This is a genomic window from Serratia sp. 2C06 (assembly GCF_050037615.1).
Classification (GTDB): Bacteria; Pseudomonadota; Gammaproteobacteria; order Enterobacterales; family Enterobacteriaceae; genus Serratia; species Serratia ureilytica.
The window spans coordinates 2,778,713-2,794,258 of record NZ_CP188299.1 but is presented as its reverse complement, the minus strand read 5'-3'; the positions used below and the strand labels follow the sequence as shown (position 1 = coordinate 2,794,258).

The window sequence follows — 15,546 nt, the reverse complement described above, 5'->3', positions numbered from 1 at the left end:
TCAGATCGCAAAGTGGCACTTTGTGAATATAATAAACCAAAATTTTAGGTTTCTGCGTGACGCCCCCTGCCTGAACATAGGTAAAAACGGGGCGGGCAACGCCTTTTTTTTCAATCCTGATAAATAGATAGGAATTTTCTTTGTTCGCGTTTTACCTCGTTGTTGGTAGACGGCGAATGTTTGTTTTTTCTTAGGAATACGGCAATCGGAATACAGAGGAAGTGCTATGGAAGCGTTATCTCCGAAACAAAAGGAAATACGGCAATTGCAGCACGATCTGCTGCAAACATTATTCGCGCAATCGCCCCGTCAATGTCCCGTCGCCGGGCCGCCGCCACAGCAGCAGTGGCTCTCGACACGGCAACTGGCCAATGCCGTCAACGTCGGTGTTTACCGGGCTCGACGGCTGTTATTGGATCTTGTCGCCCGACAAGAAGTGATTGTGACGGACGGCTCCATCAACAACTCGTTGAGGTGGTATCCCACCGCGTTGTTAGGCGGTGGCGATAACAACGGCATACCCAACAAAGATGCATCTCACTCTCCTTTAACGGAATAAATATGGCCAGCCGGCCTGATTGGCAATATTTCATTGCGGAGTAACGCCGCACACCATTTATATATATCGGGATATTATCGTGAGAAAAACAGCCCTGCTATTTTTACGTTGCTGCCTGGCACTCTCTTTCTTCCTGCTGTTTGGCAACGCCAACGCATTTACTTGCCGCACGTCCGATGGCGGACTTATTCCCCCGGGGGGATCGGCCACGCCGGTTGACGTCCGGGTTCGCATCGGGCCGCAGCTTTCTTATGGCAAAAACGAAATCGTCAACGTCAGCCAGGTCACCTGTAAAAACGACGTCGCGAGCTGGTACGACTATCTCAAAACCGATAGCCCGGCGCTGTCGATGAACGGCGCGATTTTTGGCTCGATCGGCAGCGGCACGACCATCAACGGCAGCGACTATAACTCCCCGGTGCCTGCCGGCATCAGCGTACTCAGCCTCACCGGCTTGCAGACCCAGTCTGTCGCCATCCGGGTCTATATCGTGTTGAACCGTTTCCCAACGCCGGACATCAAGGTGAATAAGGGTGACGTCATCGGCCAAATCAACTTTATTCAGACCAACGATCAACCGGGCTGCCCACAGTGCGGCGTTTATCGCTGGCGCCTGATCGCCGACAACGACGCCTACTTCGTCACCACCAGTTGCACCATCAACAACGGCCAGCAAATTAATGTCGATTTTGGTCAGATCCGCCAGGACTTCCTGACCCAGAGCGCCAACGACGCCCAGATCAAACAGGACAAAGCGCTCAGCTACCAGTGCGACGATCAGAGTGCGACGCAGGATATTCTGATCCGGATGGTCAGCGACGCCAGCGGCTTCTCCAGCGATTTTATCAAGACCACCAACCCCAACGTCGGCGTGGCCATGGTGCACAACGGCGCGGTGGTAAAGCCCAACAATGCCTTCAGAACGCGCATCGTCAACGGTCTGGGCAACGACACCGTCACCTTTGTGCCGGTGAAGAACAATGTCCCTTACACCAGCATCGCCACCGGTCCGCTGTCGGGCTCGGCCACGCTGATCTTCAGCGCACCTTGAGACGGGAGCCAGAATGAACATGACGATAAAAACGGGCTGCGCCCTGCTGTTGGCGCTGGAGTTGATTAGCTCGGCCGCTCAGGCCGCCGATCAGGGCACCAAAGTCAACATCACCGCCACCGTGGTGGCGCCTCCGCCTTGCGTGATCAACGACGGGCGCACCATCGATATCGACTTCGGCAAGGTCGGCATCAAACGCATCGACGGCAGCCGCTATATGCAACGCATCGATTACAGCATCAAATGCGAGTTTCTGGATAACAGCCGCCAGTTGAAAATGAAGATCATGGGCAGCGCGGCGGCCTTTGACAACAGCGTGTTGACCAGCAGCGTCACTGGATTGGGCATCAAGCTGTTGGCCAACGGTAAGGCCTTCGCCATCAATACGCCGCTGAACATCGACTACGCCAATCCGCCGACGCTTGATGCAGTGCCGGTGAAAAACAGCGCCGTCACCCTGGCGGAAGGCGACTTCTCCAGCGGCGCCACCATGCTGGTGGACTATTTTTAAAGCGCCGCTTCGGCCGGATACTGAAAATAAAAAAAGCCGCAACGTCTCCGTTGCGGCTTGGTCGAGGATGGTGCGCCCGGGGCGCTCCTTACATCAGGCTATTCAGCCGAAGATCCCGCCGAACCACTGGCTCAGCTTCATCATCACCATATCCCAGATGCGGCTGAAGAAGTTGCCCTCTTTCACCTCTTGCATCACCACCAGCGGGTGCTGTTCGATGGTTTTGCCGTCCAGCTGGAAATCGATGGTGCCGACCACCTGGTTTTTCGCCAGCGGCGCTTCCAGCGTCGGTTGGGTCAGCTTGTAGCTGGCCTTCAGGTTTTTCATCTGCCCTTTCGGAATGGTGACCGAGGCGTCTTTCGCCACGCCAAGCGGCACTTCGCTGACGTCGCCGAACCACACTTTCTGGGTGACGAACGGTTTATCGGCCTTGATCGGCGTCGCGGTTTCATAGAAGCGGAAGCCCCAGGTCAGCAGCTTTTCGCTTTCGCTAAAGCGCACGCGATCGCTCGGCGCGCCTAAAACCACCGAGATCAGACGCATCGGTCCGTCGGTAACGGACGCCACCAGGTTGTGGCCGGCGCCGCTGGTGTAACCGGTCTTGATACCGTCGACGTTCAGGTTGCTGCTCCACAGCAGACGGTTGCGGTTAATCTGGCGGATCTTGTTGAAGGTGAACTCTTTCTCTTTATGCAGCGCGTATTCGTCCGGCACGTCGCGGATCAGCGCCTGACTCAACAGCGCCATGTCACGCGCGGTGCTGTACTGCCCTTCCGCATCCAGGCCGTGCACCGTCAGGAAGTGGGTATTCTGCAGGCCCAGGGATTTGGCATAGTTGTTCATCAGGCCAACGAACGAATCCTGGCTGCCCGCCACGTAGTCTGCCAGCGCGATGCTGGCATCGTTACCCGACTGGATCACGATGCCCTTATTCAGTTCCAGCACCGGCACCTGATCGCCCGGCTTGATGAACATCAGCGAAGAGCCGCGCAGCGCCGGATTACCGGGCGCCCAGGCGTCTTTGCCGACGGTGACCATGTCTTCCGGCTTGATCTTGCCGGCCTTGATCGCCTGGCCGATCACGTAGCTGGACATGATCTTGGTCAGGCTGGCGGGATCGAGACGGGTGTCGGCATTGCCTTCGGTCAGCACCTTGCCGCTGTTGTAGTCCATCAGAATGAAGGCCTTGGCGTCTACCTGCGGCGGCGCCGGCGGCTCGGCCGCGTGTACGGCCGAGGCGGCCAGCAACAGGATGCCTACGCTGAAGGTCAGTTTTTTCAGGGAAGTGGATAAGTTTTTTTTCATCATGACGTCGCCAGAGTGTCCATTCAAAACCATTGAAATAGCGTTAACTTTCAAACATGTTCACGTTTTAAGCCAACCAGCGAGAGTGGCCCGGTGCGCGCGTGCCGGCCGCAACCCCCTGCGGCGCCCGTAGCGGGTAACACAACACACCGAAAATGCCCTTGCTGTGAGTTTATGTGATTTATCTTATTTTTGCAGGGTTTAGCGTGAATTTTCAGCATTTTTACATAACTGTACGCAGGCACGCATTTATCGTTCAAAAAAGCATCGAGACGCGCACTTTCGCCCCCATCCACGGCTAAACGGCCAAGCATCTGCACCGCTAAACATCTGCGCTTCCACACGTCTAAAAAAGATTAATATATTCCATAATGGCATATAGAACCGTTATTTGTTCTTTTTAAAGCGCTTATCCTCAGCGCTATCATCCGCACAACGACTTTTATACCGAATAATCCTGGAGATGAGTCATGGCGATCCCCCATTCCGTCATCGAGATGATTGGCAATACCCCGATGTTGGAACTGACCCAGTTTGATACCGGCCCGTGCCGGCTGTTCGTCAAGCTGGAGAACCAAAACCCCGGCGGTTCGATCAAAGACCGCGTGGCGCTGTCGATGATCGAGCAGGCCGAGCGCGACGGCAAACTGCAGCCGGGCGGTACCATCATCGAAGCCACCGCCGGCAATACCGGCCTGGGGTTGGCGCTGGTGGCGGCGCTGAAAGGCTATAAGCTGCTGCTGGTGGTGCCGGACAAGATGAGCCGCGAAAAGATCTTCCACCTGCGCGCGTTGGGGGTAGAGGTGTTGCTGACCCGTTCGGACGTCGGCAAGGGGCACCCGGCTTATTATCAGGATTACGCTAAACGCCTGGCCGGGGAGATCCCCGGCGCCTTTTATATCGATCAGTTCAATAACCCGGCCAACCCGGCGGCCCATACCACCACCACCGCGCCCGAACTGTGGCGGCAGATGGATCATGACGTGGACGCCATCGTGGTCGGCGTCGGTTCCGGCGGCACGCTGGGCGGGTTGAGCCGCTATTTCTCCGAGGTTTCGCCGCAGACGGAATTCGTGCTGGCCGACCCTGCCGGCTCTATCCTGGCGGACTATCTCGACCACGGCCAAATCGGCGAAGCGGGCAGTTGGCTGGTGGAAGGCATCGGCGAAGACTTCGTCCCGCCGCTCAGCGACTTTGACCAGGTGCGCCACGCTTACCGCATCGGCGATGAAGAAGCCTTCACCACCGCGCGCGATCTGCTGCGCAAGGAAGGCGTGCTGGCGGGCTCCTCCACCGGCACCCTGCTGGCCGCCGCTCTGCGTTACTGCCGCGCGCAAACCGAACCCAAGCGGGTCGTGACCTTCGTTTGCGACAGCGGCAACAAATACCTGTCTAAAATGTATAACGACCACTGGATGCTGGAGCAGGGCCTGCTGAGCAAACCGCAGCACGGCGATCTCCGCGATCTGATCGCTTATCGCCACGACGAAGGCGCCGCCGTTTCCGCCGCGCCGGACGACACGCTGGCGATCGTGCACGCCCGCATGCGGCTGTACGACATCTCGCAGCTACCGGTGCTGGAAGGCGATCGGGTGGTCGGATTGATCGATGAGTGGGATCTGCTGAACGCCGTCCAGGCCGACGCCGCCCACTTCAGCCTGCCGGCCGGCAGCGCGATGACCAAGCAGGTCCAGACGCTGCAAAAGGAAGCCGGCTACGAGGAATTACAGGCCACCTTCAACCATGGCCACGTCGCGGTGGTGCTCGACGGCGAGCGCTTCCTCGGCCTGATTACCCGCACAGACGTGCTTAACGCCTGGCGCCAAAAATTACGTTAATAAGGATCCATTATGGCCAAGTTTGATACGTTGACCGTTCACGCCGGTTACACCCCGGACGCGACCGGCGCAGTGATGCCGGCGATTTACGCCACCTCCACCTACGCCCAACCGGCACCGGGCGAACATACCGGCTACGAATACTCCCGCAGCGCCAACCCGACGCGCACCGCGCTGGAAAGCGCCATCGCCGAACTGGAAGGCGGCAGCCGCGGCTACGCCTTCGCCTCCGGTCTGGCGGCCTGCTCCACGGTGCTGGAGCTGCTCGATAAAGACAGCCATCTGATCGCGGTAGACGACCTGTACGGCGGCACCTATCGCCTGCTGGAAAAAGTGCGCAGCCGCACCGCCGGCCTGCGCGTGACTTACGTGTCGCCGGCGGATCTCGCCGGGCTGGAACAGGCGATCGAGCCGGATACCAAAATGATCTGGGTCGAAACGCCGACCAACCCGCTGCTCAAGCTGGCGGATCTGAGCGCCATCGCCGCGATCGCCAAAAAGCATCAGCTCATCAGCGTGGCGGACAACACCTTCGCCTCGCCGTATCTGCAACGTCCGCTGGATCTGGGCTTTGACGTGGTGGTGCACTCCGCCACCAAATACCTTAACGGCCACTCCGATGTGGTGGCGGGCGTCGCGGCGGTGGGGAATAACCCGGCGCTGGCGGAACAGCTCGGTTTCCTGCAAAACGCGGTCGGCGGCATTCTCGATCCGTTCAGCAGCTTCCTGACGCTGCGCGGCATTCGCACTCTGGCGCTGCGCATGCAGCGCCACAGCGATAGCGCGCTGCGCATCGCCCAGTGGCTGGAGAGCCAGCCGCAGGTGGAAAACGTCTATTACCCCGGCCTGCCGAGCCATCCGCAGCATGAGCTGGCGGCGCGCCAGATGACGCGCTTCGGCGGCATGATCTCGGTACGGCTGAAAGGCGACGACGCCTATGCGCGCCGGGTCATCCAGCGTTCGCGCCTGTTCACCCTGGCGGAAAGCCTGGGCGGCGTGGAAAGCCTGATCAGCCAGCCGTTCAGCATGACGCACGCCTCCATTCCGCTGGAACAGCGCCTGGAAACCGGCATCACGCCGCAGCTGGTGCGCCTGTCGGTAGGGATTGAGGATGTGGAAGATCTGATCGCCGATCTGCAGCAGGCGCTGGCGGAATAATCGCCGCATCAGCGCACCATCAGCCCGGCCGACGCGCCGGGCTTTTTTACGCCCGGCGTTCAGACGCCGATGACGTCCTGATAAAAACGGTGCGCCACATCGGGGTGAGAGCGGATGCGCCCTTTCAGGTAATTGTCGCCCACGTCGCGAAACAGCGGGTTGAGCGGATCGCTGGCCGGGCCGCGCGCCTGCGCCGCCAGCTGCGGCGGCAGTTGATACAGCGGCACCACCGCGTCCAGCCGCGCGCCGAGGAAGAAAGCGATCGACAACCTGTCGCGCCCCGCCGGCGGCGTTTCCACCCGGTGCACCGTGGCGCGCAGATAGCCGTTGGTCGCGAGTTCCAGCAGCTCGCCGATGTTCACCACGAAGGTGTCTTCACGCGGCTGCGCGTCTATCCATTGCCCTTCGCTCACCTCTACCTGCAGCCCTTTTTGCGCGTCCTGCAGCAAAAAGCTGAGAAACCCGGAGTCCTTGTGCGCGCCGACGCCCTGTGCGCTGCCGGTGGCGTCCCGCCCCGGGTAGCGGATCAGTTTGATGTGCTCGTTGGGCTTCTCGCCGTACAAACGATCGAACGCCTGCTCCGGCAGCGACAGCGCCAAAGCGAAAGCGCGCAGCAGCCGCAGCGACATGGCGGTCATGGCCTGTTGCCACTGCAGCAGCAGCGGTTTCAGCGTCGGCAGCGCCGCCGGCCACTGGTTTGGCCCCTGCAGGCGCGCCCAGCGCGGCGTGTCATCAGACAGCGTCAGCGCCGGGCGTTCGGCGCCGATATCGAACTGCTCGCGCCAGTCAGGCTGCCCGCGCGTGAGTTCCGCCGCCGCCCGGTTGTAACCGCGAAAGTGCGGCGAATGCACCATCTGCACCGCCAGCTTGTCGGCTTCCGGCAGGGCGAAGAATTGCCGCGCGGCGTGCTGCAGCCGCGCATTCAGCGCGCCGTCCACGCCGTGGCCGCGCAGATAGAAAAAACCGACGTCGCGGGCCGCCGCGCGCAGATCGTCGAGAAAGGCGCGCCGTTGGCGCGCATCACCGTCAAGCTGCGAAAGATCCAGCAGCGGCAGCGTCTTCTGCGTCGTCAGATGCGTCATCATGCGGTTCCTCTTCTTCCCCGATCACGATCGGGCTGCCATACAGGCGAATAATCAACATTGTCACTCCCCAGCGGGTAGCTGCATTTGCTTCATAGTTATCACCGCGCTCGCCGGAGCGGCCAATATTGTTGCGTTCTAAGTTATGCAAACGTTCAACAAACTGTCGCAAAACCGTCATCAATGTTTCTTATGCTCTGCGCAATTTCGCCGACGCCGCTGGCTGGCGATGTGCGCTATCCGCTATCCTGTAAACGACCTCATACCCTGCCTGCCGGAGAAATACTGATGGATTTAGCCTTATTCGACCTGGATGAAACCCTGATTGACGATGACAGTGCCAGCCTGTGGATCCGCTGGCTGGTCGGCCAGGGGTTCGCGCCGGCGGAGCTGGAACTGCAGGAGCAGCAGCTGATGCAGCTCTATTATCAGGGCAAGCTGTCGATGGAGGACTACATGCAGGCCACGCTGGCGCCGCTGGCCGGCCTGAGCGTGCAAACCGTGGCCGGCTGGGTGCAACGTTACATCCGCCGCGACATCCTGCCGCGCGTCTATCCCGCCGCCCGCGAACGCCTGCAGTGGCACCGCGAACGCGGCGACTGCATCCTGGTGATCTCCGCCACCGGCGAGCATCTGGTGGCGCCGATCGCCGAACAGCTCGGCGCCGACGATGCGCTGGCGATCGGCGTGGAAATCAGCGATGGCCGCTTCACCGGCAACACCTACGGCACCATGACCTATCAACAGGGCAAGGTGATCCGCCTGCAGCACTGGCTGGCGCAGCACCCGCACCTGAAGTTCGAGCACAGCCACGGCTACAGCGACTCTCTCAATGACAAGGCGATGCTGCAATTCGTCGACAGCGCCACGGTGATCAACCCCGACAGCGAACTGAGCGCGCTGGCGGCGGAGCGCGGCTGGGAAGTGTGCCGCTGGGAACGCTGAGCGGCAGACAAAAAGTGCCCTGCGGTGTGACAAAAAGCGCGTTGTGGCGTAGGTATAGAGGGGCCTTATTATCCGCTAACGGAGTTATCCCATGCTGACCATTTGGGGTCGTGAGAATTCGAACAACGTCAGGAAGGTGCTGTGGTGCGCCGCCGAATTGGGGCTCAACTACACCCACATCAACGCCGGCGGGGCGTTCGGCAAAGTCAACGAAGAGAGTTACCGCGCGTTGAACCCGAACGGCCTGGTGCCGCTGCTGCAGGACGATGACTTCGTGCTGTGGGAGTCCAACACCATCGTGCGCTACCTGGCGGCGAAATTCGGCGACACGACGTTCTATCCGCAAGATCTGCAGGCGCGCGCCGCCGCCGAGAAATGGATGGACTGGACCACCTCGACGATTGTCCCGGCCTTCACCATCGTCTTTTGGGGCCTGATACGCACCGCGCCGGAGCTGCGCGACATGGCGAAAATCGAAACGGCGATCGCCACGCTGGAAAAACACTTCGACGTCATCGAACAGACGCTGGCGCACCAGCCTTACCTCTCCGGCGGCGCGTTCGGTTTCGGCGATATCCCGCTCGGCAGCTTCGCCTACGCCTGGTTCGAAATGCCGATCGCCCGCCGCCCGCGGCCGAACATGGAGCGCTGGTATCAGCAACTGCGCGCACGCCCGGCCTACCAGCGCGGCGTGATGAGCGCACTCACCTGACGCGTGCGGGGCGTTACGACGCCCCGACCTTCAGCAGCTTGCCGTCCCGTTCGTCCGTCAGCAGATACAGGTAACCATCCGGCCCGCTGCGCACCTCGCGGATGCGTTCGCCGCGATCGCCCAGAAGCCGCTCTTCCGCCACCACCTTGTCCCCCTTCAGCGTCAGGCGAATCAGTGCCTTTTGCGCCAGTGCGCCGATGAACAGCGAGTGCCGCCAGGCGGGGAAGCGCTGCCCATCATAGAACGCCATGCCGCTGAGGCCGGGCGAAACCCGCCAATAGTGGAGCGGTTGTTCGGTGCCGGGCACCCGCTCCCCTTTCGCCTCGGGGATCGGCTGGCCGGAATAGTTGATGCCGTAGGTGGCCAGCGGCCAGCCGTAGTTTTTACCCGGCAGCGGGATGTTGAGCTCATCGCCGCCGCGCGGGCCGTGCTCATGCTCCCAGATTGCGCCACTCCACGGGTTCAACGCCAGCCCTTGCGGATTGCGATGGCCGTAAGACCAAACCTCCGGGCGTTTACCTGCCTGGCCGACCCAGGGGTTGTCCGGCGGCACGGCGCCCTCGGCGGTCAGCCGCACCAGTTTGCCCTGCAGTTTGTCGGTCTCTTGCGCCGTCGGCCGCTGATTGTTTTCGCCCAGCGTGATAAACAGGTAGCCTTGCCGATCAAACGCCAATTTGCCGCCGAAGTGATTGCCGACCGACAGCTTGGGCTGCTGACGGAAGATCATCTTAAAGTTTTCCAGCCGCGCGCCATCGTCGCTCAGGCGGCCATAGCCGACCGCCGTGCCGGCTTTGCCGCCCTCGCCCGGTTCGGCGAAGCTGAGATACACCCGTCGGCTGGAGGCGAAGTCGGGGGCCGGCAACACCTCCAGCAGGCCGCCCTGCCCCTCGGCGTAAACCTGCGGCACGCCGGCGATCGGCGGCGACAGGCCTTTGCCCTGCTGCCACAGCCGCAGCCGGCCGGGCCGCTCGGTGATAAGCAGGCCTTGTTCCGCCGGCAAAAAGGCCAACGACCACGGGTGTTCCAGGCCGTCTTGCAGTTGGCTGACCGTCGGCGCGGCGTGCAGTAGGCCGCTGCACAGCAGCAAACCGGCCAGCAAAGTCAATCGGGGCATGGCATCCTCCTGGAGGTGAAATGACCCGTTTAGTGTAGCCCACTCAGCGGCCGCGGTCGTTTGCATTACATTTCAACAGGTTGCCTTTTGGCCGCAGTGTGCTTAAGTTAACGCATCACCCAGGAGGAATCATGGACATTACCGTTACCGACGCGATTGACGAACACACCCTCGATGCGATCAGGCAAGGCCTGCGCGCTTACAACCTGCCGCATATCGACGCCCGTCACCGCAAGCCGCTCAGCGTCTATGCGCGCGACGAGGCCGGCACGGTGATCGGCGGACTGACCGCCGAAACCTGGGGCAACTGGCTGAGCGTCGAGTGGCTGTGGGTGGCGGACTCCCAACGCGGCAGCGGCCTCGGCGGCCGGTTGATGCGCGCCGCCGAACGCGAGGCGCAGGCGCGCGGCTGCCGCTACGCCCGCCTCGACACCTTCAGCTTTCAGGCGCGGCCGTTCTACGAAAAGCTCGGTTATCAGCTGCAAATGACGCTGAAAGAGTATCCGGTGGAACATGAGTGTTATTTACTTACCAAAACGCTGACTGATTAATGGATGGACGGATGGACAGCAAAAGCATGGTGGTGAACTGTGTAGCGTACAAAGCCGGCCAACGGCTGGGCGAAGTGACCATCGACGATATCAGTGAGGTGGTCAAACAGCCCGACACCTTCATCTGGCTGGGATTAAGGCAGCCGGAGCCGGCGTTTATGCGCAAGGTGCAGGAGGAGTTCGGGCTGCACGATTTGGCGATCGAAGACGCGCTGTGCGCGCACCAGCGGCCGAAGCTGGAGACCTACGGCGACTCGCTGTTCATCGTGGTGAAAACCGCGCAGTGGGGCGAGCACGACGAAATCGAATATGGCGAAACCCACTTCTTCGTCGGCAAAAACTTTCTGGTGACGGTGCGCCACGGCGCTTCGCCCAGTTACGCGCCGATCCGCGCCAAGGCGGAAGAGAACCACAAGCAGATGTGCCGCGGGCCGGGCTTCGCCCTCTATTCGGTGTTGGACTTCGTGGTGGATAACTACCGCAGCGTGGTGGCGCGCTTCGAGAGCACCATCGAGAACATTGAAGCCAACATGTTTCAGTCAGAGTTCGATCAGGCGGCGATCGAGAACGTCTATACCCTGCGCCGCCATCTGCTGGCGCTGCGCAACGCCGCGCTGCCGATGGATGAAATCTGCAACCAGCTGATCCGCCTGCACGAAGAGGTGATCCCGAAAGAGCTGCGCGCCTACGTGCGCGACGTGCAAGATCACGCCCATCAGGTGGTCAGCAATATCGACGACATGCGCGAAATGCTGACCAACGCCATGCACGTCAACCTGGCGCTGGTGACGGTCAAACAAAACGAAGTGGTGAAACGGCTGGCGGGTTGGGGGGCGATTTTGGCCATCCCGACGGTGGTCTTCAGCCTGTACGGGATGAACTTCGCCGACATGCCGGAACTGAAGTTCCCGTGGGCCTATCACGCCACGCTGGGAGTGACCGCCGTCGGCTGCATTTTCCTGTATCAGAAACTGAAGAAATCGGGCTGGCTGTAAGCGCCCAAACGGCGGATTTTCCCCACCGGCGAAGACGATCTGCGGAGCAGCCGGGTCCACCGACCGCCCCGCCGCTTCAATACAGCATCGGCCGCCGATCGCGATGCACGTGATTGTGGCGGCCAATGTGCTTGTCATCGGCTACGCCGATATCCATCGATGCCAGCACCATGCCTTCGCCTGTCAGGCTCTGCGTCAACGGATAGCCGTCGGCGTCGACGATCACCGAACCGCCGATCCACGCAACGCCGCGCTCCGTTTCGCAGCGATCGCACACCGCGATGAACAGCCGATTGACGGCGGCGTTGGCCTGCGCCTTCACCATCTCCGCCGGCCGTTCGCCCTGCGGGCGCGGCGCCAGCGGCCAGTTGACCGGCGCGCACAGCAGCTGAGCACCGGCCAACGCAGGCAAGCGCACCCACTCCGGAAACTCGAGGTCGTAACAGATCATCACCGCCAACCGGCCAAAACGCGTCTCGACGACCGGCGGCGGCCGATCGCCGGCGGTAAAGATCAAACTCTCTTCATGCCACAGGTGCGCTTTGCGATAAATAGCCCTCACCCCCTGCGCATCGATCAACGCCGCGCTGTTGGCCACCTCACCCTCGGGCAGGCGCTCGCAAAAACCGGCGACGATCGCCACATCCAGCTCACTCGCCAGGGCACACCACAGGCTGAGGCTAGGGCCGTCTTCGGCCTCGGCCAACGCCAGCGCCTCCGCCTTGTCGCGCAGCACGTAGCCGCTGTTCACCAACTCCGGCAACACGATGACGTTGGCGCCGCGCTGCGCTGCCCGGCGGATCGCCTGGGCGGACAGCGCCCGATTATGTTCCGCTTCCCCGACCCGCAGCGCCAACTGGCAGCATGCGACGCTGATTTTTTCCTTCACTCCCGTTCTCCTTCCAATAATCCCTCGCAGCGCAACGCCACCCGCCGTTCGGCTTCAAGATCGAGCTTTCGGCACATGACGACATAAACGCTCCCGGCCACCAGCAAGCCGATCAGAAAAGCGATATCCGCGCCGCCCAGTAAAACAGCAAAGGGGCCGGTGTAAAAGCCCAACGTCATGAACGGCACCATCGCCAGCATGCCGATCGCGTAGGCCGTCAGACCGGAGCCGCCCCAACGGCCGTAGATCCCCGCCGGGTTGAAGATTTCACCTATCGCGTAATGTCCGCTGCGCACCACGTAAAAGTCCATCAGATTCACCGCCGTCCAGGGCACCAGGAAATACAGCATCAGCAGCACGAAGGTATTGAAGCTGGCGAGATAGCTCGCCGGGATAGCCAACGCCACCGCGAACACCGTCAGAGCGACGACGCCGATGCCGGCCATGCGTAATTTCAACGTTGGCGTCACTTTACGGAACGCGTCAATCGCGCTGAGGCTGGTCAGCATTGCGCCATAACAGTTGACCGCCATGATACCGACCAGCGAAGGCACAGCGAAAAGCACAGCCAGCGTGCCGAACCCCGGATAGATGCCATTCCCCACCGCCTGTACGCTGCCGATCGCATCGGGAGCCGGTAATGCTGAGGCCAGAAACGCGCCCAGCGACATCAGCCAAAGCGCCGATCCGGCCGCCCCCAGATAAGTCCAAAAGATCACGTTGGCCGACGGCGTTTCATGCGGCAAATAGCGCGAGTAGTCGGAGACATACACCGCGTAGCTGATCTGGTAGCCGGCGGCCGCCGACAGCTGAATCAAAAAAGCCGCCCACGAAAAATGCCCGGCGCCGACGACGGCGTCCATCCGCAGCGACAGCACGGCACCGACCGTCAGCACGCCGAACACCGCCATCATCACATAGGTCAGCCAGCGCTGCACCGCATGCAGCATATCGTGGCCGACGATCGCCAACAGCACGGCCACCGCGATCAGCAACGCATACCAAGGCGGACGATGACCCGGCAATACCGTGTTGATCGCATCGGTCGCGAGAATAACGTTGAACACGTTGAAACCGATGTAAACAAACACCACGGCGGCAAAGGGAACGATGGCGCCACGCAGGCCGAATTGGGCCCGCGACTGGATCATCTGTGGCAGCCCCATGCGCGGCCCCTGATTGGCATGACACGCCATGAAGAACGTGCCGAACCCCACGCCGACGACAATGGCCAGCATTGAATAAAGCGCGCCCAACCCCAACGCCGGGCCGGTGAAACCGACCACCATCGTCGTCAAAACGAAATTACCGGTGAACCAAAACGGCGCCTGATGCCAAACCTTGCCATGCCGCTCGTGACGGGGCACATAGTCTATCGAGCGCACTTCAATTTTTGGGCGTGGCGCCACATTGCGATTGTTCATGTCCCACCTCGTCGTTTCAACGCTCGGTTTGGGTCTGCAGCTGCGGCGCCGGGCGGCTCAGCAGGCTGCCCAGCACGAAGGCGACGCCGCCGCCCACCAGACCGCCGTAGATCGGGCTGTTGGCGTCGATGCCGTGCCAGATCATCAGCCCCACCACGCACAGGCTGCCGGTCAGCATGCTGGCGATAGCGCCGGCGCTGGTGGCGCGCGGCCAGAAGATAGCCCCCACCAACGGGATCAGCATGCCGCCCACCAACAGGTTGTAAGCCAGCGTTAGCGCCGCCAGCACGTCGCGCACCACAAACGCCAGCCCCAGCATGACCGCGCCCATGAAAAGCGTGGTGAAGCGCCCGGCGGCCAGCCCGCCAGAAGGTTTGCGCCGGATGGCCGGCAACACGTCCTCCAGTGCGATGGTCGAAGAGGCCAGCAGGCAGGCGCTGGCGGTGGACATCAGCGCCGCCAGGGCCGCCGCGGCCACCAGCCCGCTGACGCCGACCGGCAACACCGCCTGCGCGATGGCGGCGAAGGCGCCGTCGGTATTACTGAGCGACGGCAGCACGATCTTGCCGGCCATGCCGATCAGCGCGCCGGTCACGCCATACAGCACGCAATAGACGCCCGCCCCCAGCCCGGCGAAGCGCGCCACATTGGCGCTACGGGCGGTGAACACCCGCTGCCAGATGTCCTGACCGATCAAAATGCCGAAGAAGTAGATCAGGAAGAACACCAGAATGGTATCCAGCCCGATCGACGACAGCTGGTAGTAACCGGCGGGCAGCAGGCTGGTGAACGCCTCCCAGCCGCCGGCCTTGACGATGCTCATCGGCATCAGCACCAGCATCATGCCGACGGTCATGATGATGAACTGAATGATGTCGGTCAGCGTCAGCGACCACATGCCCCCCAGCGTCGAATACAGCACCACCAGCCCGCCGCCGAGCAGGATAGACGCACTGAACGACAGGCCGAACATCACCTGCATCACGCTGCCAATGGCGATGATCGAGGTCACCGCCACCATCAGGTCATACGCCAGCATGATCGCGCCGCTGGTGACCCGCGCCGCCGGGTGATACCGCCGCGACAGCACCTGGCTGACGGTATACAGCTTCAGTTTGAGCAGCGGTTTGGCCAGCACCAGACTCAGCACCACAATGCCCAGCCCGAGCGCGCCGCACAGCCAGACGCCGGAGATGCCGTAGGTGTAGCCGAGCTTGACGCTGCCGATGGTCGACGCACCGCCGAGCACCACCGCCGACAGCGTGCCCAGATACAGCCCCGGCCCCAGGTTGCGCCCGGCCACCAGATACGCCTCTTTGGAGTTGGCGCGGCGAATGCCCATCCACCCCACCGCGCCTATCACCAGAAAGTAAATCACCACAACCAGCAGATCGAGATTCATGGGTACCTCC

General features: G+C 61.5%; 16 protein-coding genes. 9 read left to right on the top strand and 7 right to left on the bottom strand.

Features of this window, described 5'->3' with window-relative positions; translation table 11 throughout:
* Positions 1-226 precede the first annotated feature (226 nt).
* The 3 genes from ACP3TA_RS13785 (at position 227) to ACP3TA_RS13775 (ending at position 2,121) form a co-directional block, all read left to right on the top strand.
* Entirely contained in the window at positions 227-559 is a 333-nt protein-coding gene (locus tag ACP3TA_RS13785) for a hypothetical protein (protein WP_046686743.1), read from the top strand.
* Positions 560-791: 232 nt separating this feature from the next.
* Positions 792-1,610 (top strand): fimbrial protein, encoded by an 819-nt coding sequence (locus ACP3TA_RS13780; RefSeq protein ID WP_033633691.1) that lies wholly within the window; start codon positions 792-794, stop codon positions 1,608-1,610.
* Between the two features lie 19 nt (positions 1,611-1,629).
* On the top strand, positions 1,630-2,121 hold the full coding sequence (locus tag ACP3TA_RS13775; RefSeq protein WP_226772988.1) for a fimbrial protein: 492 nt from the start codon (positions 1,630-1,632) through the stop codon (positions 2,119-2,121).
* Between the two features lie 102 nt (positions 2,122-2,223).
* Here ACP3TA_RS13775 and ACP3TA_RS13770 read toward each other — a convergent pair whose 3' ends face one another.
* Positions 2,224-3,429, bottom strand: a complete 1,206-nt coding sequence (locus ACP3TA_RS13770) for a serine hydrolase (RefSeq protein ID WP_164120229.1) — start codon at positions 3,427-3,429, stop codon at positions 2,224-2,226.
* A 467-nt stretch (positions 3,430-3,896) separates the two neighbouring features.
* On the opposite strand from ACP3TA_RS13770, the gene ACP3TA_RS13765 reads away from it, so the two are divergent.
* Positions 3,897-5,264, top strand: coding sequence for a pyridoxal-phosphate dependent enzyme (locus ACP3TA_RS13765; RefSeq protein ID WP_033642499.1), 1,368 nt, complete (start codon positions 3,897-3,899; stop codon positions 5,262-5,264).
* Positions 5,265-5,276: 12 nt separating this feature from the next.
* Entirely contained in the window at positions 5,277-6,422 is a 1,146-nt protein-coding gene (locus ACP3TA_RS13760) for a trans-sulfuration enzyme family protein (RefSeq protein WP_033642498.1), read from the top strand.
* 59 nt (positions 6,423-6,481) lie between these two features.
* Here ACP3TA_RS13760 and ACP3TA_RS13755 read toward each other — a convergent pair whose 3' ends face one another.
* Together ACP3TA_RS13755 and ACP3TA_RS13750 are read right to left on the bottom strand one after the other, a co-directional pair.
* Positions 6,482-7,504, bottom strand: coding sequence for an isopenicillin N synthase family dioxygenase (locus ACP3TA_RS13755; RefSeq protein WP_033644235.1), 1,023 nt, complete (start codon positions 7,502-7,504; stop codon positions 6,482-6,484).
* A complete protein-coding gene (locus ACP3TA_RS13750; protein ID WP_071845076.1) occupies positions 7,449-7,685 on the bottom strand; it encodes a hypothetical protein in 237 nt (78 codons plus the stop codon). Before ACP3TA_RS13750 ends, ACP3TA_RS13755 begins: the two co-directional genes overlap by 56 nt.
* Positions 7,686-7,792: 107 nt before the next feature.
* On the opposite strand from ACP3TA_RS13750, the gene ACP3TA_RS13745 reads away from it, so the two are divergent.
* Complete coding sequence (locus ACP3TA_RS13745) at positions 7,793-8,449, top strand: HAD family hydrolase (RefSeq protein WP_033642497.1); 657 nt, start codon at positions 7,793-7,795, stop codon at positions 8,447-8,449.
* Positions 8,450-8,540: 91 nt separating this feature from the next.
* Positions 8,541-9,161: a glutathione S-transferase family protein gene (locus tag ACP3TA_RS13740; protein ID WP_197815446.1), complete on the top strand. Its 621-nt coding sequence runs from the start codon at positions 8,541-8,543 to the stop codon at positions 9,159-9,161.
* A 13-nt stretch (positions 9,162-9,174) separates the two neighbouring features.
* Here the strand turns inward: ACP3TA_RS13740 and ACP3TA_RS13735 are convergent, their stop codons facing one another.
* Positions 9,175-10,275, bottom strand: a complete 1,101-nt coding sequence (locus ACP3TA_RS13735) for a PQQ-dependent sugar dehydrogenase (protein ID WP_206196204.1) — start codon at positions 10,273-10,275, stop codon at positions 9,175-9,177.
* Between the two features lie 131 nt (positions 10,276-10,406).
* Between ACP3TA_RS13735 and ACP3TA_RS13730 the strand changes: the two genes are divergently transcribed.
* Both ACP3TA_RS13730 and ACP3TA_RS13725 read left to right on the top strand, forming a co-directional pair.
* Complete coding sequence (locus ACP3TA_RS13730; RefSeq protein WP_206196203.1) at positions 10,407-10,826, top strand: GNAT family N-acetyltransferase; 420 nt, start codon at positions 10,407-10,409, stop codon at positions 10,824-10,826.
* Between the two features lie 11 nt (positions 10,827-10,837).
* Positions 10,838-11,821: a magnesium and cobalt transport protein CorA gene (locus ACP3TA_RS13725; RefSeq protein WP_033642493.1), complete on the top strand. Its 984-nt coding sequence runs from the start codon at positions 10,838-10,840 to the stop codon at positions 11,819-11,821.
* Between the two features lie 76 nt (positions 11,822-11,897).
* On the opposite strand, the gene ACP3TA_RS13720 is transcribed toward ACP3TA_RS13725, so the two are convergent.
* The 3 genes from ACP3TA_RS13720 to ACP3TA_RS13710 are packed head-to-tail and all read right to left on the bottom strand — an operon-like array spanning position 11,898 to position 15,536.
* The gene (locus ACP3TA_RS13720) at positions 11,898-12,710 is read right to left on the bottom strand and encodes a nitrilase-related carbon-nitrogen hydrolase (RefSeq protein WP_033642492.1); all 813 of its coding nucleotides are present in this window, start codon (positions 12,708-12,710) and stop codon (positions 11,898-11,900) included.
* Positions 12,707-14,134 (bottom strand): purine-cytosine permease family protein, encoded by a 1,428-nt coding sequence (locus ACP3TA_RS13715; protein ID WP_206196201.1) that lies wholly within the window; start codon positions 14,132-14,134, stop codon positions 12,707-12,709. Before ACP3TA_RS13715 ends, ACP3TA_RS13720 begins: the two co-directional genes overlap by 4 nt.
* A 16-nt stretch (positions 14,135-14,150) precedes the next feature.
* Positions 14,151-15,536 carry a sodium:solute symporter gene (locus ACP3TA_RS13710; protein ID WP_033642490.1) on the bottom strand — a complete coding sequence of 462 codons (1,386 nt, stop codon included), beginning with the start codon at positions 15,534-15,536 and terminating at the stop codon, positions 14,151-14,153.
* Positions 15,537-15,546: the final 10 nt, after the last annotated feature.